The organism is Nissabacter sp. SGAir0207 (genome assembly GCF_005491205.1).
In the GTDB taxonomy this organism is placed as follows: domain Bacteria; phylum Pseudomonadota; class Gammaproteobacteria; order Enterobacterales; family Enterobacteriaceae; genus Chimaeribacter.
The window spans coordinates 2,124,243-2,143,413 of record NZ_CP028035.1; the positions used below are offsets into that span (position 1 = coordinate 2,124,243).

Annotated in this window: 20 protein-coding genes, 2 tRNA genes and 2 other RNA genes; 15 read left to right on the plus strand and 9 right to left on the minus strand. The window is 61.3% G+C overall.

The features are described 5' to 3' along the window. The first annotated feature begins 6 nt into the window (after positions 1-6). From purU to C1N62_RS09195, 5 genes are all read left to right on the plus strand, one after another. A complete protein-coding gene (gene purU / locus C1N62_RS09175) occupies positions 7-855 on the plus strand; it encodes a formyltetrahydrofolate deformylase (protein ID WP_137763353.1) in 849 nt (282 codons plus the stop codon). Positions 856-1,009: 154 nt separating this feature from the next. After that, positions 1,010-1,094: transfer RNA gene (locus tag C1N62_RS09180), tRNA-Tyr, on the plus strand. A gap of 103 nt (positions 1,095-1,197) precedes the next feature. Beyond that, positions 1,198-1,282 (plus strand) — tRNA-Tyr (locus tag C1N62_RS09185). A 46-nt stretch (positions 1,283-1,328) separates the two neighbouring features. Next, positions 1,329-1,455: non-coding RNA, RtT sRNA (locus C1N62_RS09190), on the plus strand. Positions 1,456-1,501: 46 nt separating this feature from the next. Continuing rightward, a non-coding RNA gene (locus C1N62_RS09195) (RtT sRNA) lies at positions 1,502-1,628 on the plus strand. A gap of 109 nt (positions 1,629-1,737) precedes the next feature. Here C1N62_RS09195 and C1N62_RS09200 read toward each other — a convergent pair. The 6 genes from C1N62_RS09200 to pspA all read right to left on the minus strand — a co-directional run bounded on the left by C1N62_RS09200 (position 1,738) and on the right by pspA (position 5,778). Continuing rightward, positions 1,738-2,790, minus strand: a complete 1,053-nt coding sequence (locus C1N62_RS09200; RefSeq protein WP_137763354.1) for a TIGR01620 family protein — start codon at positions 2,788-2,790, stop codon at positions 1,738-1,740. Next, positions 2,787-4,184 carry a YcjX family protein gene (locus tag C1N62_RS09205; RefSeq protein ID WP_137763355.1) on the minus strand — a complete coding sequence of 466 codons (1,398 nt, stop codon included), beginning with the start codon at positions 4,182-4,184 and terminating at the stop codon, positions 2,787-2,789. The genes C1N62_RS09200 and C1N62_RS09205 overlap by 4 nt, the downstream gene beginning before the upstream one ends. After that, positions 4,165-4,407, minus strand: a complete 243-nt coding sequence (locus C1N62_RS09210) for a phage shock protein PspD (protein WP_240775679.1) — start codon at positions 4,405-4,407, stop codon at positions 4,165-4,167. The genes C1N62_RS09205 and C1N62_RS09210 overlap by 20 nt, the downstream gene beginning before the upstream one ends. Positions 4,408-4,476: 69 nt before the next feature. Further along, positions 4,477-4,827, minus strand: a complete 351-nt coding sequence (gene pspC, locus C1N62_RS09215) for an envelope stress response membrane protein PspC (RefSeq protein ID WP_137763356.1) — start codon at positions 4,825-4,827, stop codon at positions 4,477-4,479. Continuing rightward, on the minus strand, positions 4,827-5,051 hold the full coding sequence (gene pspB / locus C1N62_RS09220) for an envelope stress response membrane protein PspB (RefSeq protein WP_137763357.1): 225 nt from the start codon (positions 5,049-5,051) through the stop codon (positions 4,827-4,829). Before pspB ends, pspC begins: the two co-directional genes overlap by 1 nt. A gap of 61 nt (positions 5,052-5,112) precedes the next feature. Next, positions 5,113-5,778: a phage shock protein PspA gene (gene pspA, locus C1N62_RS09225; RefSeq protein ID WP_137763358.1), complete on the minus strand. Its 666-nt coding sequence runs from the start codon at positions 5,776-5,778 to the stop codon at positions 5,113-5,115. A 195-nt stretch (positions 5,779-5,973) separates the two neighbouring features. Between pspA and pspF the strand changes: the two genes are divergently transcribed. From pspF to dtpA, 8 genes are all read left to right on the plus strand, one after another. Further along, entirely contained in the window at positions 5,974-6,987 is a 1,014-nt protein-coding gene (pspF, locus tag C1N62_RS09230; RefSeq protein WP_137763359.1) for a phage shock protein operon transcriptional activator, read from the plus strand. An 88-nt stretch (positions 6,988-7,075) separates the two neighbouring features. Further along, entirely contained in the window at positions 7,076-8,719 is a 1,644-nt protein-coding gene (sapA, locus tag C1N62_RS09235; protein WP_137763360.1) for an ABC transporter substrate-binding protein SapA, read from the plus strand. After that, positions 8,716-9,681: a putrescine export ABC transporter permease SapB gene (gene sapB / locus C1N62_RS09240; protein ID WP_137763361.1), complete on the plus strand. Its 966-nt coding sequence runs from the start codon at positions 8,716-8,718 to the stop codon at positions 9,679-9,681. Before sapA ends, sapB begins: the two co-directional genes overlap by 4 nt. Then, complete coding sequence (gene sapC, locus C1N62_RS09245; RefSeq protein ID WP_137763362.1) at positions 9,668-10,561, plus strand: putrescine export ABC transporter permease SapC; 894 nt, start codon at positions 9,668-9,670, stop codon at positions 10,559-10,561. Before sapB ends, sapC begins: the two co-directional genes overlap by 14 nt. A 43-nt stretch (positions 10,562-10,604) precedes the next feature. Next, positions 10,605-11,597 carry a putrescine export ABC transporter ATP-binding protein SapD gene (gene sapD / locus C1N62_RS09250; RefSeq protein ID WP_137763363.1) on the plus strand — a complete coding sequence of 331 codons (993 nt, stop codon included), beginning with the start codon at positions 10,605-10,607 and terminating at the stop codon, positions 11,595-11,597. Further along, on the plus strand, positions 11,594-12,406 hold the full coding sequence (sapF, locus tag C1N62_RS09255; protein ID WP_137763364.1) for a putrescine export ABC transporter ATP-binding protein SapF: 813 nt from the start codon (positions 11,594-11,596) through the stop codon (positions 12,404-12,406). Before sapD ends, sapF begins: the two co-directional genes overlap by 4 nt. Positions 12,407-12,548: 142 nt before the next feature. Next, positions 12,549-13,337 carry an enoyl-ACP reductase FabI gene (gene fabI / locus C1N62_RS09260; RefSeq protein ID WP_137763365.1) on the plus strand — a complete coding sequence of 263 codons (789 nt, stop codon included), beginning with the start codon at positions 12,549-12,551 and terminating at the stop codon, positions 13,335-13,337. Positions 13,338-14,059: 722 nt separating this feature from the next. Next, a complete protein-coding gene (dtpA, locus tag C1N62_RS09265) occupies positions 14,060-15,565 on the plus strand; it encodes a dipeptide/tripeptide permease DtpA (protein ID WP_137763366.1) in 1,506 nt (501 codons plus the stop codon). Positions 15,566-15,609: 44 nt separating this feature from the next. Here the strand turns inward: dtpA and C1N62_RS09270 are convergent, their stop codons facing one another. The 3 genes from C1N62_RS09270 to C1N62_RS09280 form a co-directional block, all read right to left on the minus strand. Next, on the minus strand, positions 15,610-15,915 hold the full coding sequence (locus C1N62_RS09270) for a hypothetical protein (protein ID WP_137763367.1): 306 nt from the start codon (positions 15,913-15,915) through the stop codon (positions 15,610-15,612). After that, positions 15,908-16,753, minus strand: a complete 846-nt coding sequence (locus C1N62_RS09275) for a hypothetical protein (RefSeq protein ID WP_137763368.1) — start codon at positions 16,751-16,753, stop codon at positions 15,908-15,910. Before C1N62_RS09275 ends, C1N62_RS09270 begins: the two co-directional genes overlap by 8 nt. A 135-nt stretch (positions 16,754-16,888) precedes the next feature. Next, positions 16,889-17,908, minus strand: coding sequence for an AraC family transcriptional regulator (locus C1N62_RS09280; protein ID WP_137763369.1), 1,020 nt, complete (start codon positions 17,906-17,908; stop codon positions 16,889-16,891). A gap of 156 nt (positions 17,909-18,064) precedes the next feature. Here C1N62_RS09280 and C1N62_RS09285 point away from each other — a divergent pair, with 156 nt between their 5' ends. After that, positions 18,065-18,688 carry a glutathione S-transferase family protein gene (locus tag C1N62_RS09285; RefSeq protein WP_137763370.1) on the plus strand — a complete coding sequence of 208 codons (624 nt, stop codon included), beginning with the start codon at positions 18,065-18,067 and terminating at the stop codon, positions 18,686-18,688. A 205-nt stretch (positions 18,689-18,893) separates the two neighbouring features. After that, positions 18,894-19,157, plus strand: a complete 264-nt coding sequence (locus C1N62_RS09290) for a hypothetical protein (RefSeq protein WP_137763371.1) — start codon at positions 18,894-18,896, stop codon at positions 19,155-19,157. Positions 19,158-19,171: the final 14 nt, after the last annotated feature.

Sequence of the window (19,171 nt, forward strand, 5' to 3'; positions counted from 1 at the left end):
CCCCCGATGTCACATCAGCACGTACAACGTAAAATTTTGCGCACCATCTGCCCGGACGCCAAGGGCCTGATCGCCAAGATCACCAACATCTGTTACAAGCATGAGCTGAACATCGTGCAGAACAATGAGTATGTTGATCACCGTACTGGCCGTTTCTTTATGCGCACCGAGCTGGAGGGAATTTTCAACGATCACACCCTGCTGGCCGATCTGGACAGCGCCCTGCCAGCCGGTTCCGTCCGTGAGCTGCACAGCGCTGGCCGCCGCCGCATTGTGGTGCTGGTGACCAAAGAGGCGCACTGTCTGGGCGACCTGTTGATGAAGAGCGCCTACGGCGGGTTGGATGTGGAGATTGCCGCGGTTATCGGTAACCATGACACGCTGCAAACTCTGGTGGAGCGTTTTGACATTCCTTTCCATCTGGTGAGCCACGAGGGACTGACGCGCGAGCAGCATGATACCCAGCTGGTTGCGCAGATTGACCAGTACCAGCCGGACTACGTGGTGCTGGCGAAGTACATGCGCGTCCTGACGCCGGAGTTCGTGCGCCACTACCCGAATCAGGTGATCAACATCCACCACTCCTTCCTGCCGGCCTTTATCGGCGCACGCCCGTACCATCAGGCTTATGAGCGTGGCGTGAAGATCATTGGTGCCACTGCGCACTATGTGAATGATAATTTGGATGAAGGCCCGATCATCATGCAGGATGTGATTCACGTCGATCACACCTACACGGCAGATGACATGATGCGCGCTGGCCGTGACGTCGAGAAAAACGTTCTGAGTCGTGCCCTGTTCAAGGTGCTGGCGCAGCGCGTCTTTGTCTACGGCAACCGTACAGTTATCCTGTAATGGCCGTGCCGGGCGTTGAAAAAGCTGAAGAATGCAGCGCCTGGGGCAAAAAACCGACAAACGATTCATTTTCTTCATTTTAAGGCTTTACAGGGGCGGTTCATTTGATATGATGCGCCCCGCTTACCGCGATAGAGCAGTAAGCAAGGCCAGTGGTGGGGTTCCCGAGCGGCCAAAGGGAGCAGACTGTAAATCTGCCGTCACAGACTTCGAAGGTTCGAATCCTTCCCCCACCACCACTTTCGATATCAGCGATGATATCAACACTCAGAGCCGCCAATAGCCAGGCAGTTTTGAGGAGGGAGAAATCCTTCATACAATTCGCAAATCCACGAATTTCGTGGTGGGGTTCCCGAGCGGCCAAAGGGAGCAGACTGTAAATCTGCCGTCACAGACTTCGAAGGTTCGAATCCTTCCCCCACCACCATCCTTTCTGATATTTCCCTACGTTGACTCAAGCATATAAGCTGTATAGATCTTCCCAATGGGGAAGGACGAGAACCTTCGACCAAGGTTCGAGCGAGCAGCGCGAGCAACGTTGCGCAGCAACGGCCCGCAGGGCGAGCCGCGTAGCGGCGAGTTATCCTTCCCCCACCACCATCCTTTCTGAAATCGCCTTAATCTTGTTTAAACACTGATGCTTCCTGTGTCTTCCCAATGGGGAAGGACGAGAACCTTCAACCAAGGTTCGAGCGAGCAGCGCGAGCAACGTTGCGCAGCAACGGCCCGCAGGGCGAGCCGCGTAGCGGCGAGTTATCCTTCCCCCACCACCATCCTTTCTGATATTTCTCTACGTTGATTCAAACATATAAGCTGCATAGAACTTCCTGACAGACGGTTACCCTCGTCTGTAAGCCCCCTGCCCGTTGGACAGGGAGACACTCAGTTGCGGGTGGTGCCTTTGGTCAGCGCGCCCTTGACCTGGCCAATCAAGTCGCGGCGGAAGTCGCCGAGGCGGGGTTTATCATCCTCCAGCCACGGCAGCGGGCGGCACAACTCCATCGCCTTGATGCCGAGCCGGGCGGTCAGCAGCCCGGCACCGATGCCCTGCGCCGCGCGGGCGGAGAGCCGGGCGGCCAGATCCTGCGACAACCAGTCCACCCCCACCTCGCGCACCAGCTCCGATGCGCCAGCAAAGGCGATGTTCAACAGCACCAGCCGGAACAGCCGCAGTCGGCTGAAGTAGCCCAGCTCAATGCCATACAGTTGCGCGATGCGGTTAACCAGCCGCAGGTTGCGCCAGGCGATAAAGGCCATGTCCACCAGCGCCAGCGGGCTGACGGCGATCATCAACGCTGACTCGGCGGCGGAGTGGCTGATCTCGCGGCGTGCCTGCTGATCGAGTACTGGCTGCACCAGCTGCGCGTAGAGCGCCACCACCTCGCGGTCGCTCTGCGTCTCATGCAACGAGGCTTGCCAGCGCTGAAGCGCCGGGTGGCCGCGGTCAATACCGGCCTGCTGTGCCAGATTTTCGCAGAACGCCCGCCCCTGCCCCAACGCGTGGCTGTGCAACAGGTCACGGGCGGTGTCGCGCATCTCCGCACGTTGCCGCAGGCGGTAGAGGCGTCGCCACTCGGTGATCAGCGACCCCGCCCCGGCGACCACTACCAGCCCACCGGCCACGCAGCCGCCCAGCGCAATCCACTCCTGCTGCACCCACGCCTGATGCGCCCACTGCACCCCCTGTGCCACCACGCTAATGCCAAAAATCCCCAGCCCCAGCGTCACCATGCGCCGCCACAGGCTGCGGCGTGGCTTCAGCGCCTGCGCCACTGCCGCTTCGGCCTCGCCCTCTGCCACCGGCTCCTCAGCGTGGGCTGGCAGGAAGTGCTCCGCCTCCTCACCGCTGAAGGCCTGTGCCGCACGCAGCGGCGGCGGCTCCGGGTGCGCCAGCGGCGCCTCAAAGTTGATGCGTGGTTTCAGCGGCTCGTTCATCGCAATTTATCTCCCAATAAAAACTCCATCACCGCATCCAGCCGGATGTGCGGCAGCGGCGTATCGACACCCATCGCCTGCGGCCGGAACTGCTCAAAGTGGAACCCCTGCCGCTGCCAGAAATCCGGGTCAGGCAGCCGGGCCGGCACCTCGCCGGGGAACAGGGTGAGCGGCGCGCCATCGGCCAGCCGTTGGCCCTTCAGCGCCGGTACCGGCTGGCCCTGATAGTCAATCATGCCCGCCTGTGTCGCCTGCACCGAGGCCAGCCCAACGCAGTCCATGCTGATCCCCTCGAAGGCGGCATTCTGCCACGCCTCCTGCACCAGCTGCTGCAACAGCGACACCAGATTGGCATGTTGGTCGCCGGTGATGTGGTCGGCCTTGGTGGCGGCAAACATCAGTTTGTCGATGCAGGGGGCGAACAGCCGACGGTAGAGCGTGCGTTTGCCATAGTGGAAACTCTGCATCAGCTGGGTCAGCGCCAGCCGCATGTCATTGAACGCCTGCGGCCCGCTGTTGAGGGGTTGCAGGCAGTCCACCAGCACAATCTGCCGATCGAAGCGAACAAAGTGCTCCTTATAGAAGCCTTTGACGACGTGCTGGCAGTAGTAGTGGAAGCGCTCACGCAACATGCCGATGTTGGTCTGCTTGCCAGCCTGCGCCAGCCGCGCCTCGCCCAGCGCATTGATCTCCGGCCAGGGGAAAAACTGCAACGCCGGTGCGCCAGCCAGTTCACCCGGCAACACAAAGCGGCCCGGCTGGATGAAGTGCAGCCCCTCCTCCTTGCAACGGATCAGGTAGTCGCTGTAGGCCTGAGCGATGGCCGCCAGCAGGTTCTCATCGGCCGGGGCCAGCGGATCGCAACGACGGCACAGCTCCAGCCAGGGTTTGGCCCATTCGGCGCGTTGCCCCTGCAACAGGCCGCCCATCTGCCGCGACCACTCCAGATAGGAGTGATCCAGCATCGGCAGGTCGAGCAGCCACTCGCCGGGATAGTCGACAATCTCCAGATAGAGGGTGGCGGTCTCCTTGAAGTGGCGCAGCAGCGACTCCTGCGAGCGGAAGCGCAGCGCCAGCCGCATCTCGCTGACGCCGCGGGTTGGCGCTGGCCAGGTGGGCGGCGCGCCATAGAGCGAGGCCAGCCCTTCATCATAACGGAAACGGGGAATGCCGAGATCGCGCTGGGGCACGCGTTTGACGCCCAGCAGGCGATCCTCCCGGGCGGCGGCGAACAGCGGCAAGCGGGCGCCGCTGTGCAGGTGGAGCAGTTGGTTGACGAAGGCGGTGATAAAGGCGGTTTTGCCGCTGCGGCTCAAGCCAGTGACGGCCAGCCGCAGATGCCGATCCATGCCGCGGTTGACCAAAGACGTTAACTCATTTTGTAATCGTTTCATTCGGCTCCTTGGTGAAACGGCCCAGCAGCGCGGTCAACCCACGCTTCAACAATGGTTCCAGCACCAGCGCCAGAACAAAACGCAACGGGCGGCTGCCCACCACGCCCAGAATGCGCGTCGCCACACCCGCCGGGCCATAACTGATCGCCATCATAAACAGAAAGCGCAGTACTTTTTTCAGTATATGGCTTTTCGCCGGTGCAGCAGAAGCATAGCGTGTCACGATGGCAACTCCTTGGAAAATCAGGCTACGGCGTGTGCGCCGGCACACGCCGCCGGGATCAAGGTGGGATTACAGCTGGCGGAAACGGCTGCGGACGCCAAAGGTTTCGGAGGTGACATAGCGCTCCATCTCTCGCAGCCGTTGCTCACTCTGGCTGAGCACCGCGTCTGCCTCATCCAGCAGCTCATGCGGGGTGGCTTCCGGCTCGTCCTGATAGCGGTTGGCTGGCACCGGATCGAGCACAAAGCAGAGGATCACATAGGCCAGCACGGTAAAGAAGAACAGCCCGAAGAACAGGGAGAGCACCACCATGACGCGCAGCAACTTCACCGGCACGTTGAAGTAGTGGGCCAAACCAGCCAGCACCCCTTTCAGCATCCCCTCTTCCGGCACACGGTACAGTTTCTTTTCGTTGGTCATTATGAGTCTCTCCATTGCGGGTGTTCAGCATCCAAAATCTCCTCCAGCGCGCGGATCCGCTCCTGCATCCGGCGCGCATCCTGCGTCAGCTGGGTCAGGTGGTGCAGATCCTGCTGGCTGAGCTGCCCGCCGCGCTGCTGGCGGCTGTAGTGCAGCCAGAGCCAGATCGGGGCGACGAACAGAACAAAGATGGTCAGCGGAATGGCTAAAAATAGGGCGCTCATTACTTCTCCTTAGTCTTGCTGTCAGGCCGCCGGCCCGCCGATGCAGGCCGGTCGCTGCCGGTTACTCCGGGCGTTGCATTTTGGCCTTCAGGGCCGCCAGCTGGGCGCTGATCTCATCGTCGGCCTTCAGTTCGGCGAACTCCTGGCTCAGTGACTTCTTCTTGCCAATGCTGTGGCTCTCCGCCTCGGCTTCCATCTGGTCGATGCGGCGCTCAAACTGTTCAAAGCGCACCATCGCCTCATCCAGCTTGCCGCTGTCGAGCTGGCGGCGTACATCACGCGAGGAGGCCGCCGCCTGATGGCGCAGGGTCAGCGCCTGCTGGCGTGCGCGCGTTTCGGTCAGCTTTTTCTCCAGCTCGCCAATCTCACCCTTCATGCGATCCAGCGTCTCTTCCACGACGGTCACCTCTTCTTTCAGGGTGGTGACCAGATCGGAGAGCTTCTGCTTCTCGATCAGCGCGGCGCGGGCCAGATCCTCTTTATCACGGCGCAGGGCCAGTTCGGCCTTCTCCTGCCACTCCGCCTGCTGGGCCTCGCCCTGCTCAATGCGGCGCAGCAGCTGTTTTTTCTCGGCCAGCGCGCGGGCGGAGGTGGAGCGCACCTCAACCAACGTATCTTCCATCTCCTGAATCATCAGGCGCACCAGCTTCTGTGGATCTTCCGCCTTGTCCAACAGGGCGTTGATGTTGGCATTTACGATGTCGGCGAAACGCGAAAAGATACCCATAAAATGCTTCCTCTTTGACGTTGGCGCATGATGCGCCTTAAACATAGGATTGCCATCCGGCACCAAGGGTAATTCAAGCGGCGTGCCAACTTTTTGGAAAAATTATCCTGCTGAAATAGATGCACTTTTTATCCAGCGGGCTGCTAAGCTAAAACAGGGCTATGTCATTTTCACTAACTAATGGCGAATTTCACCATGAGCGAATCCTTAGATAACCTGCTGGGCGAGGCCAATGAGTTTATTGAGGTGCTGGAGCAGGTGTCGCGTCTGGCAAAGCTGAACAAACCCGTGCTGGTGATTGGCGAGCGCGGTACCGGCAAGGAGTTGATTGCCCACCGGCTGCACTACCTCTCTGACCGTTGGCAAGGGCCGTTTATCTCGCTCAACTGCGCGGCGCTGAACGAGAACCTGCTGGACTCCGAACTGTTTGGCCATGAGGCGGGGGCGTTCACTGGCGCGCAGCGCCGCCATCTGGGACGATTTGAGCGCGCTGACGGCGGCACGCTGTTTTTGGATGAGCTGGCGACCGCGCCGATGCTGGTGCAGGAGAAGCTGTTGCGGGTGATTGAGTATGGCCAGCTGGAGCGCGTCGGCGGCAGCCAGCCGCTGCGGGTCGATGTGCGGCTGGTGTGTGCCACCCACGCTGACCTGCCAGCGCTGGCGGCGGCCGGCAAGTTCCGCGCCGACCTGCTCGACCGGCTGGCGTTTGACGTGGTGCCGCTGCCGCCGCTGCGCCGCCGCCAGCAGGACATCATGCTGCTGGCGGAGCACTTCGCCATCTCCATGTGCCGCGAGCTGCACCTGCCGCTGTTTCCCGGCTTCAGCGAGCGCGCCCGTGCCACCCTGCTGGGCTATGGCTGGCCGGGCAACGTGCGTGAACTGAAAAACGTAGTGGAGCGCTCGATGTATCGCCACGGCACCAGCGACCACGCGCTGGATGAGATCATCCTCAACCCCTTCCAGCCACAGGGAGCCGCGCCAGAGCCGTCCACCGCCCAGACTGGCGCACTGCCGCCGCTGCCGCTGGATCTGCGCGGCTGGCAGCACCAGCAGGAGCATGACCTGCTGCGGCAGGCGCTGGCTCAGGCGCACTATAACCAGCGCCGTGCCGCCACCCTGCTCGGCCTCACCTACCACCAGCTGCGCGGGATGCTGAAAAAACATGCTCTTTTGCCGGGCGAAGGGCCAGAAACGACAAAAAATCTCTGACCCAAGGCCCGCTACCGGCGCAACAGATTGGGGTGATCGCCAGAGTACGGTACAATCATCTTATTGCTTACTTAACAATGAAGCGCTTATGCGAGTTTTAACCTATTGGATGCTGGCGCTGGCCGGTCTGGCCAGCAGCGTCTGTGCCGCGCCCCGGCCGGTGCCCGCCACACCCCCGGACATCCGCCAGAGCGGGTTCGTCTACTGTGTCAGCGGCGTCCTCAACACCTTCAACCCGCAGATGGCCAGCAGCGGGCTGACGATCGACACTTTGGCGGCGCAGATCTACGATCGCCTGCTGGATGTTGACCCCTACACCTACCGGCTGATCCCGGAGCTGGCGCAACGCTGGGAAGTGCTCGACAACGGCGCGACCTACCGTTTCCACCTGCGCCGCGATGTGCCGTTCCAGACCACTGGCTGGTTCACGCCGACCCGCAAGCTGAATGCCGATGATGTGGTATTCAGCTTCCGGCGGATCATTGACGCGCACCACCCCTACCATGAGATCAACGGCGGCAGCTACCCCTACTTTGACAGCCTGCGCTTCGCGGAGAGCGTCAAGCGCATCCGCAAGCTGGATGACAATACGGTGGAGTTCCAGCTCAACCAGCCAGACGCCTCTTTCCTCTGGCATCTGGCGACCCACTACGCGCCGGTGCTGTCGGCCGAGTATGCCGATAACCTGACCCGGATTGGCCGTCAGGAGGAGCTGGATCGCGAACCAGTGGGCACCGGGCCGTTCATGCTTAATGAGTACCGCGCCGGGCAGTATATCCGTCTGGCGCGCAACGGCGCCTACTGGAAGGGCGTGCCGCGGATGCCGCAGGTGATCATTGATCTGGGTGCCGGTGGCACGGGCCGCTTGTCCAAATTGCTGACCGGCGAGTGCGACGTGCTGGCCTATCCGGCCGCCAGCCAGCTCACCATCCTGCGTGACGACCCGCGCCTGCGGATGACGCTGCGCCCCGGCATGAACGTCGCTTATCTGGCGTTCAATACTGGCAAGCCGCCCCTCGACAACCCGAAGGTGCGGGAAGCGATTGCGCTGGCGATCAATAATCAGCGCCTGATGCAGTCCATCTACTACGGCACCGCCGAAACCGCCGCCTCGATCCTGCCACGCGCCTCCTGGGCCTATGACAACGCCTCGCGCGTGACGGCCTATGACCCGGCGCGCGCGCGCCAGCTGCTGCAAAGTCAGGGCATCACCAATTTGCAACTGCACCTCTGGGTGCCGACCGCCTCACAATCCTATAACCCCAGTCCGCTGAAGACCGCGGAGCTGATCCAGGCTGATCTGGCTCAGGTGGGCATTCAGGTGGTGATTCGCCCGGTGGAGGGGCGCTATCAGGAGGCGCGGCTGATGGAGATGAACCACGACCTGACGCTGGCGGGCTGGGCCACGGACAGCAACGACCCGGACAGCTTCTTCCGGCCGCTGCTGAGCTGTGCGGCCATCGCCTCGCAGACCAACTACGCGCACTGGTGCAACAGCGAGTTTGATGCCCTGTTGCAACGCGCCTTGCGCTCCCAACAGCTGGCCCAGCGCATCGATGAGTACCAGCAGGCGCAGCGCATTCTGGCGGAGCAGCTGCCGGTGCTGCCGCTCGCCTCTTCGCTGCGCTTGCAGGCCTACCGTTATGACATCAAGGGGCTGGTGCTCAGCCCGTTTGGCAACGCCTCGTTCGCTGGGGTGTACCGCGAGGCCCCGGAGGGATCGCAACCATGATTATCTTTACCCTGCGCCGCCTGTTGCTGCTGGTGATCACGCTGTTCCTGCTGTCGCTGGTGGGCTTCAGCCTCAGCTACTTTACGCCCCACGCCCCGTTGAGCGGCGCGGCGCTGACCGATGCCTACGCTTTCTACTTCCACAGCCTGTTGCAGTGGGAGTTTGGCGTCTCCAGCATTAATGGCCAGCCGATCCGCGAGCAGCTGCATGAGGTGTTCCCGGCGACCCTGGAGCTGTGCCTACTGGCCTTCGGGCTGGCGCTGCTGATCGGCATCCCGCTCGGCATCACCGCCGGGGTGACGCGCCACAAGTGGCCCGACACCCTGATCAGCACGCTGGCGCTGATTGGTTTCTCCATGCCGGTGTTCTGGCTGGCGCTGCTGCTGATGCTCTTCTTCTCGCTGCACCTCGGCTGGTTGCCGGTCTCTGGCCGGCTGGATCTGCTCTACCAGCTGAAGCCAGTCACCGGCATTACGCTGGTGGATGCCTGGCTCTCTGACTCGCCCTACCGCCATGACATGCTGGTGAGCGCCCTGCGCCACCTGGTGCTGCCGGTGGCGGCGCTGGCGGTCGCCCCCACCACCGAGGTGGTGCGGCTGATGCGCATCAGCACCGATGAGGTGTTCAGCAAAAACTACATCAAGGCCGCCGCCACCCGTGGCCTGTCGCGCTTTACCGTGATCCGCCGCCATGTGCTGCACAACGCGCTGCCGCCGATCATCCCCAAGCTGGGGCTACAGTTCTCCACCATGCTGACGCTGGCGATGATCACCGAGGTGGTGTTCAGCTGGCCGGGGCTGGGGCGCTGGCTGGTCAACGCCATCCGCCAGCAGGACTATGCCGCCATCTCGGCCGGGGTGATGCTGGTCGGCGGGCTGGTGATTGTGGTGAACGTGCTCTCCGACATCCTGGGCGCGCTGACCAACCCATTGAAACATAAGGAGTGGTATGCCCTTCGATAACGTCTACCGCGAAAAGCGCACCATTGGCCCGATGCGGGCGCTCTGGCTGCACTTCTACCGCGACAGCCTGGCGATGATCGGCTTCTACGGCGTGCTGCTGCTGCTGGTGCTCTGCCTGTTCGGCCACTACTTCGCGCCCTATACGCTTGACCAGCAGTTCCTCGGCTACCAACTGCTGCCGCCCTCCTGGTCGCGCTATGGCAACGTCTCCTTCTTCCTCGGCACCGATGATCTGGGGCGCGACATCCTGAGCCGCCTGCTTTCCGGCGCAGCGCCGACGCTCGGCTCGGCCATCGTGGTCACCTTTGGCGCGGCGCTGTTTGGCATCCTGCTCGGGGTGCTGGCTGGCATCACCCACGGGCTGCGGTCGGCGGTGATGAACCATGTGCTGGATACGCTGCTCTCCATCCCGACCCTGCTGCTGGCGATTGTGGTGGTGGCCTTCATTGGGCCGAAGCTGGAGCACGCGATGCTGGCGGTGTGGCTGGCGCTGGTGCCGCGCATGGTGCGCACTGTCTACAGCGCGGTACACGACGAGCTGGAAAAAGAGTATGTGGTGGCGGCGCGGCTGGACGGTGCTTCTATTCGTTATCTGCTCTGGTATGCCATACTTCCTAATATTGCTGCGGTGCTGGTGAGTGAGTTCACCCGCGCCCTCTCGATGGCGATCCTGGACATCGCCGCCCTCGGTTTTCTCGATCTCGGTGCCCAGCTTCCCTCCCCGGAGTGGGGGGCGATGCTGGGAGACTCGCTGGAACTGGTCTACGTTGCCCCCTGGACAGTGATGCTGCCGGGCGCTGCCATTATGGTCAGCGTCCTGTTCATCAACCTGATGGGCGACGGTATGCGCCGGGCAATCAATGCGGGGATCGAATCATGACAGGTAGACAGATGCGTAATCTGATCCCGATGGGGGTGCGCTGATGCCCCTGCTGGATATCCGTAACCTCACCATTGAGTTCATGACGCCGGACGGCCCGGTCAAGGCGGTCGATCGCGTCAGCATCTCGCTGATGGAGGGGGAAGTGCGCGGGCTGGTGGGTGAGTCCGGCTCGGGCAAGAGCCTGATCGCCAAAGCAATCTGCGGCGTGACCAAGGACAACTGGCGTGTCACCGCCGACCGCTTCCGTTTCAATGACATCGATCTGCTGCAACTGACGCCGCGCGAGCGGCGCAAGGTGGTGGGCCACCATGTGTCGATGATCTTCCAGGAGCCGCAATCCTGCCTCGATCCCTCGGAGAACATTGGCCGCCAGCTGATGCAGGCGATCCCCGGCTGGACTTTCAAAGGCAAATGGTGGCAACGCTGGCACTGGCGCAAGCGCCGGGCGATTGAGCTGCTGCACCGGGTGGGCATCAAGGATCACAAGGACATCATGGGCAGTTACCCTTACGAGTTGACCGAGGGGGAGTGCCAGAAGGTGATGATCGCCATCGCGCTGGCCAACCAGCCACGGCTGCTGATTGCCGATGAGCCAACCAACGCGATGGAGCCGACCACTCAGGCGCAGATCTTCCGCCTGCTGGCGCGCCTGAACCAGAACAACAACACCACCATTCTGCTGATCAGCCACGATTTGCAGATGATGAGCAAGTGGGCCAACCGCATCAATGTGCTCTACTGCGGCCAGACGGTGGAGAGCGCCACCTGTGAGGATCTGCTCTCCACGCCGCACCACCCCTATACGCAGGCGCTGATCCGGGCGATGCCCGATTTTGGCCGCTCCCTGCCGCACAAGAGCCGGCTCAACACCCTGCCGGGGGCCATCCCCTCGCTGGAGCACCTGCCGATTGGCTGCCGGTTGGGGCCGCGCTGCCCCTATGCGCAGAAGAAGTGCATTGAGACGCCGCCGCTGAAGCCAGTGAAAAGCCACGCCTTCGCCTGCCACTTCCCGCTTAACATGGAGAAGTCGTGATGGAGACGCTGTTTGAGGTGCGCAACCTCAGCAAAACCTTCCGCTATCGCACCGGCATGTTCCGGCGCATGATGGTGGAAGCGGTGAAGCCCGTGAGCTTTACCCTGCGCGAGCGCCAGACGCTGGCGATCATCGGCGAGAACGGCTCCGGCAAATCGACGCTGGCGAAGATGCTCTCTGGCATGGTGGAGCCAAGCGGCGGCGAGATGCTGATCGACAACCATCCGCTGGAATTTGGTGATTACGGCTACCGCAGCCAGCGCATCCGCATGATTTTGCAAGACCCGAGCACCTCGCTCAATCCGCGCCAGCCCATCGGCCAACTGCTGGACGCGCCGCTGCGCATCAACACCGATCTGGACGCGCCGTCGCGCGAGCAGCGTATCTACCAGACCCTGCGCCAGGTGGGACTGCTGCCTGACCACGCCAGCTACTATCCGCACATGCTGGCCGCTGGCCAGACGCAGCGCGTGGCGCTGGCGCGCGCGCTGATCCTGCAACCCAAGGTGATCATCGCCGATGAGGCGCTGGCCTCACTGGATATGTCCATGCGCTCACAGATCATCAACCTGATGCTGGAATTGCAGGAAAAACACGGCCTATCCTACATTTACGTGACCCAGCACTTGGGAATGATGAAACATATCAGCGATCAGGTGCTGGTGATGCACAACGGCGAGGTGGTGGAGCGCGGCTGTACCGCCGAGGTGTTGGCGGCACCGCTGCACGACCTCACCCGCCGCCTGATCCACAGCCACTTTGGGGAGGCGCTGACCGCCGACGCCTGGCGGCGCGATGGCCGGTTTTGACCACTGATCGGAGCAGATCGCGAATCGTCTCCCAATTTCCTCCGGGCATGCTAGAATCGCCCGGTTTATTCACGCGGACGCGCGGCCAGGCCAGATGCCGGCGCGCCCTCCGCACGCAACAATGACCACAAGGATTATTGCTATGGGTTTTCTTACCGGCAAACGCATTCTGATTACTGGCGTTGCCAGCAAACTTTCCATTGCTTACGGTATCGCTCAGGCTATGCACCGCGAAGGCGCGGAACTGGCTTTCACTTACCAGAATGACAAGCTGAAATCCCGCGTTGAAGAGTTCGCGACCGAGCTGGGTTCTAACCTGGTGCTGCCGTGTGACGTGGCAGAAGATGAAAGCATCGATGCAATGTTTGCTGAACTGGCTAAATCCTGGCCGAAATTCGACGGTTTCGTTCACTCCATCGGCTTCGCGCCGGCCGACCAGCTGGACGGTGACTACGTGAACGCTGTAACCCGTCAGGGCTTTGGCATCGCGCACGACATCAGCTCCTACAGCTTCGTGGCGATGGCGAAAGCCTGCCGCAGCATGTTGAACCCGGACTCCGCCCTGCTGACCCTCTCCTACCTGGGTGCAGAGCGCGCGATCCCGAACTACAACGTAATGGGTCTGGCGAAAGCCTCCCTGGAAGCCAACGTGCGCTACATGGCGAACGCCATGGGCCCGGAAGGCGTGCGCGTCAACGGCATCTCCGCTGGCCCGATCCGCACCCTCGCCGCTTCCGGCATCAAGAACTTCCGTAAGATGCTCTCCCACTGCGAAGCAGTCACCCCGATCCGCCGTACCGTGACCACCGAGGACGTGGGCAACTCCGCCGCGTTCCTGTGCTCCAACCTGGCAGCGGGCATCTCCGGTGAAATCCTGCACGTTGACGGCGGCTTCAACATCGCTGCGATGAACGAGCTGGAACTGAACTAACCTCCCCCTGACGCGCCACGGCGCGCCTGACCAAACCGGCCATCTGGCCGGTTTTTTTATGCCTGTACGTCCCCTCTCCCCAACACCTCTTCCTTTACCTACCTCCTCGGCGTGACAAACCTCATTACAATACGCAACCGTTTGCTTGCACTGCTCATTTCGTGATCAGCATGTTATGTTTGTGTCGGAATTGTGATTTAAAACAGATAAAACCCTACCGTCTCCTGCCTTTTATTGGCCTTCCCGGTAAAAACATTTTTTTCAACCTGAAATTTAGGCAAAAAACGCGAACCAAGTCACATTTTTATATTCCTAACGGATATCAGAAAAATGCCATTTATTGTTAAACAGGGCGATATGATGGCAAAGCGTGGTCACACCCTATCATCGGCAGTAATGTAGTTTATGAGCAATCAGATAAACTGTATGACTTAAGAAAAGCAGAATATATCACTTCGTAAATTTTGATTGCTCATTAATCAAAATATTAATTTGGTAAATCCCCAAGCGGCAATCTTTCATGCTGCATTGTATTTGCAAGGGCTGCGCAATCTGTCGGCAGGGATGTTTGTAACAGATTATTTCTAATCCCTTGCCTGATTGACAAAGATAGGGAACATTACCAGCCGCTATTTATCTTATAACAACGCGAAGGATGCCACGGCATCACTTACGCCCCTCCCCTGTGCAACTTAAAACAGGTCGTGAAAAAAGAGGTTTTAGTGTCCACATCAAACAAACAATCATCACAAGAGGTCAGCCTTAACGCGTTTAAGCAACCCAAAGCGTTTTATCTGATCTTCTCCATCGAACTCTGGGAACGTTTCGGCTTTTATGGCCTGCAAGGCATCATGGCCGTCTATCTGGTCAAAATGCTGGGCCTGAGCGAAGCAGAATCCATTACGCTCTTCTCCTCCTTCAGTGCACTGGTCTATGGTTTCGTCGCCATTGGCGGCTGGCTGGGCGACAAGGTGCTGGGCACCAAGCGCGTGATCGTGCTCGGGGCGCTGGTGCTGGCAGTGGGCTATGCCTGCGTGGCCTACTCCGGCCATGACATCTTCTGGGTCTACCTTGGTATGGCGACCATCGCCGTTGGTAGTGGCCTGTTCAAGGCCAACCCATCGTCCCTGCTCTCAACCTGCTATGAGAAGGATGACCCGCGTCTCGATGGCGCATTCACCATGTACTACATGGCGATCAACATTGGCTCCTTCTTCTCGATGCTGGCAACCCCGTGGCTGGCCGCCCACTATGGCTGGAGCGTGGCCTTCTCACTGAGCGTGGTCGGGATGCTGATCACTCTGGTTAACTTCCTGTGCTGCAACCGCTGGGTGAAGGCGCATGGCTCCAAGCCAGACTTCGAGCCGCTCCAGATGGGCAAACTGCTGATGACCGTGGTGGGTGTGGCCGTGCTGGCCGCCATCTCCAGCTGGCTGCTGCACCATCAGGACATCGCCCGTCTGGCGCTGGCCGTGGTCTCTGTGGGCATCATCATTGTCTTTGCCAAAGAGACCTTCGCGCTGCATGGCATTGCCCGCCGCAAGATGATTGTCGCCTTCCTGCTGATGCTGGAAGCGGTAGTGTTCTTCGTGCTCTATAGCCAGATGCCGACCTCGCTGAACTTCTTCGCCATCCATAACGTTGAGCACACCATCTTCGGCCTCAACGTGGAGCCGGAGCAGTTCCAGGCACTCAACCCGTTCTGGATCATGCTGGCCAGCCCGCTGTTGGCTGCGGCCTACGCCAAATTCGGTGACCGCCTGCCCATGCCGCACAAATTTGCCATCGGCATGGTGCTCTGCTCCGCCGCCTTCCTGGTGCTGCCGTGGGGCGCGAGTCTGGCGAATGACGCTGGCATCGTCTCCGTGGGCTGGCTGGTGCTGAGCTATGGGCTGCAAAGCATTGGTGAACTGATGATCTCCGGCCTTGGTCTGGCGATGGTGGCCCAGCTGGTGCCGCAGCGCCTGATGGGCTTCATCATGGGTTCCTGGTTCCTGACCACCGCGGCGGCTGCCATCATTGCTGGCAAGGTAGCGAACCTGACCGCCGTGCCGCAGGATATCCCGGATGCCAACGCCTCACTGGCGATCTACAGCCATGTGTTCCTGCAAATCGGTATCGTGACCGGCGTGATTGCGCTGCTGATGATCCTGACCGCACCGAAGCTGTTCCGCATGACGCAAGAGACTGCGGCCGAGAGCGCACCGGCCAAGGCCCACGCGCAGTAAGCGAAGCTGACCCCATAAAAAACGCCCCGGATGGGGCGTTTTTTTTAGCGCGACGCCAGCAACTTCAGCGCCTTCGCCATGCAATTCTCAATGCCAACGATCACCGCCGCTGGCTTGAGCAACTGCTGCCGGGCCTGTTGTGCCTGCTCCGCGCCCTGCTGCAACGCCTCAGCCAGCACCGCGTAGTGGGCGGTCTGCGTGCCAATCACCTCCAGCAACAACCCCTTTTTCAGCGGGTAGAGTTGCGCCAATAACCCATCGGCCCGCTTGCCCGCACTGCCGCCGTCGGCACTGATGCGCTCCAACTCCGCCAGCACGGCATTCAATTGCTGTAATACCTGATTACTCATTGCTCCCCTCCTGCTCTGGCCTGTTCAGCAACAGCATCATCCGCTCCGTCTGGCCGACGCCCTGCCGGAAGTGCGCCAGCGCCGGGCGCGTCTCGCCGCCCTCCTCCAACTGCAACAGGGTGGCATGCTGGGCGCTCCGCAACTCCGTCAGCATCTCCACCAGCTGGTGCCCCAGTGTCTCGCCCTGTTCGCGCGCCTGCTCCGCCATCTCCAGCGCCGCCAGCGCATCGCGCCGCTGGCTGGCCGTGACCTGCGAATCAGTGAGCCGTTGCCGCGCATGGAGACGCAGCTCAGCCGCGCTGGTCAGGAACAGCGCCATATAGCCACTGCCCTCCGGGGAGAAATCCTCCACCAGTAGTTCGGTCAGCTGATCAACGGCGGGCTGGTAGAGCCGCATCAGGGTTTTTACCTGCGTGAGTTTGCGTTGCAGGAAGTGGCGCTCCGCCAGCTCGTCGCCCAGCGCCCGCAGGGGGGCCACCGGCAGGGCCAGCCCGGTCGCCGCCAGCGTGCTGTCAATCAAGCCACTGAAGGCAGCGGCGGCCTCTGGGCTACGATCCTGCCGCGCCAACGCAGTCAGCGCCTCGCCGTACTGCGCCAGCGCATTGGCCGCGGCCATGCGTTGCACGGTATGCTCCAGCGGCAGCGGCTGCCGCGCCGGAATGCCCGGCTGGCTCTCCAGCACCAGCTGCTGTTGGCGGCGGTTGAGCGCCCCAATGCCCCGATGCAGCTCCAGCAACGCCTGACCGCTGACCTGCCCGGCCCGGTTGCTGGTTACGGCAAAACTCTCCGCCGCCTGCTGCGTCTGCGTACTGGCGCACCCGGCCAGCCACAGCATCATCAACGGTAATACACGCCTCCACATCGTCTCGCATCCCCCTTCCACGGCAGCATGGGGGTAAGCGTAGTGCGCCACCTTGAGCACGATCACCTTGCCCACGGCTAAATGAGGAAAAATGAGGGGCGTGAGCGGCGGTTACAGATTGCTGATCCAGTTGAGGTGGGTGGCTGGTGCCTCGCGCCCGGCGGCCTGCCCCTGCAACGCCTGACGCAGATCGCGCGGCGACAATCCATACTCCTGCGACAGGATACGGCGCAGCGCCGTTGGTGAGAGGCCACAGCGGCGGGCAATGGTCGCCAGACTCTGGTCGGCAAGCGAGGTGGTGCGCATCAGCCGTCTGGCCAGCGTGGCGCGGCGGTTACGCACAAACTGCGCCACGCCGCCCATCGGTTCAAACAGCCGGTAGAGCGCGGCGCGCGAGAGGGCGAACTCCTTGCACAGCCCCTCCACGGAGAGCGGCTGCGCCAGATTCTGCTCAATGAAGAGGCAGATGCGCTCCAGCCGCGAACTGAAGGCGAACGGTGCCTCCAGCGGCTGGCCGCCCACCAGCGCCAGGGTGTGCAGGAACATGGCGCTGGCCCCCTCGCCGGTCGCCAGAATCTCCGCCTCGGTCAGGTTATCAAACACCTGTAACATGCTATTGAAGTGCTGGCGCAACAGGAAGTTCATCGGCGCGGCGGCTGGCAGCACATGCCCATGCAGGGCAGCGATATCCAGGTTCAGTGAGACCAGATGCTTGGGCAGGATAATGTACTGGTAGGTACAGAGGTGCGGCGGCTGCTTGCCGGGGTGGACGTGGATCAGGATCGGCTGCGAGGAGTCCTGAATCAAAATGTCCCCCTGCTGGAGCAGCGTCCGTCGGCCAAAGCAGCGGCAATCCATCGCCCCCATCACCACGATAAAGATCAGGATGTGATCGGGCATTGAGAACAGGTTGCCGCGCTGGCGGTGGATGTCATGCTCGCTGACATTCAGCACCCCGCCAATCAGCCGGCCAAAGTTATAGCCGGTGACATTCCAGTCAAAACCAGCAAAATCCTGCTTCGCCAGCTCCAGTTTCAGGCCGGCTGACGCCATCCCATCCTCCCACTCATAGAAGCGGGTATCGAAATCCTGATAAACGTGTGCGGAATCAGTAATTTTGCGCTGGCTCATAAAGCTCTCCATGTCATCTACAGGCGGCGTCGCACCCTGCGCCGCCTGCCTGCTGGCGTCAGCCCTATTATCGGCACCGGCTGCGCAACATTTACCCCACAAGCCAGGGGAAATGATTTATGGTTAACAGGGGCGGCAAGATAACGGAGAGACGAGATGCGAAAAATATTGGGCCGGAGTTCATCAATCAATGTGCGCAAGGTGCTGTGGGCCTGTGACGAGCTGCAACTGCCCTATCAGCAGGAGTCCTGGGGCGCGGGGCATCGCGATCCCCAGCAGCCGGAGTTTCTGGCGCTCAACCCGAATGGGATGGTGCCGGTATTGCAGGAGGGGGATTTTATCCTGTGGGAGTCGAACGCCATCTGCCGCTATCTGGCCAACAGCCAGCCGGACAGCCCACTCTACCCCGCCGATGCGCGCCGCCGGGCGGACATTGACCGCTGGATGGACTGGCAACTGGGCGATCTGAACAGCGCCTGGCGCTACGTGTTTAACGCCCGGATGCGCAACACCCCGCCCAACCCCAATGCCGCGCAGCTGGCTGAAGGCGAGCGGCAGTGGAACCACGCCATCGGCATTTTGGCGCAGCAGCTGGCGCATACCGGGGCCTACGTGACGGGCGCGCACTTCACGCTGGCGGACATCGTGCTGGGGCTGTCGCTGCACCGCTGGATGATGACGCCGCTCCAGCGGCCCCACTGGCCGGCCCTCGAACACTACTACGATCGACTGCGCGAGCGGCCGGCTTTCGCCCGTTACGCCTGCCAGCAGTGGCCTTGACCGCATAAAGCATGGGAAGTTGACGCTAAGGCGTGGTAAAGAAAAAGGAATTTCCCCTATGCCCCCACAATCTGCGCCAGAAATTGGCGCAATATATTCATGGAGATTATTCCCTCGCGTAATGCCTGCACTCTTTGCTACATTTAGGCCGCCAATGCCGCATGATTCCGCCCCTTTTAGTCGCCCAGCCCGCTGAGATGCCACGATGGAAAAACGAAAATTCCTGGATGAGTCGCGCCAACTCAAGCGGTTGAATGCCCTGACCCGTCGCCAGTCCCACCTCTATAAGTGGTTTGCCATTGTGGCAGCGCTGGATTGCCTGCTGGTCAGCCTGTATGACCAGGACATGCGCAACATTGTGTTCTCGGGCGCGGTCTGCGTGGTCAGCGCCTATCTCTACCTGCGTGACCGGGCCAAAGCGCGCCGCTACCGCCGTGAGTGGGATGAGAAGTACGGCCCGAAGCCCTAAGGCAGCGCGCCACC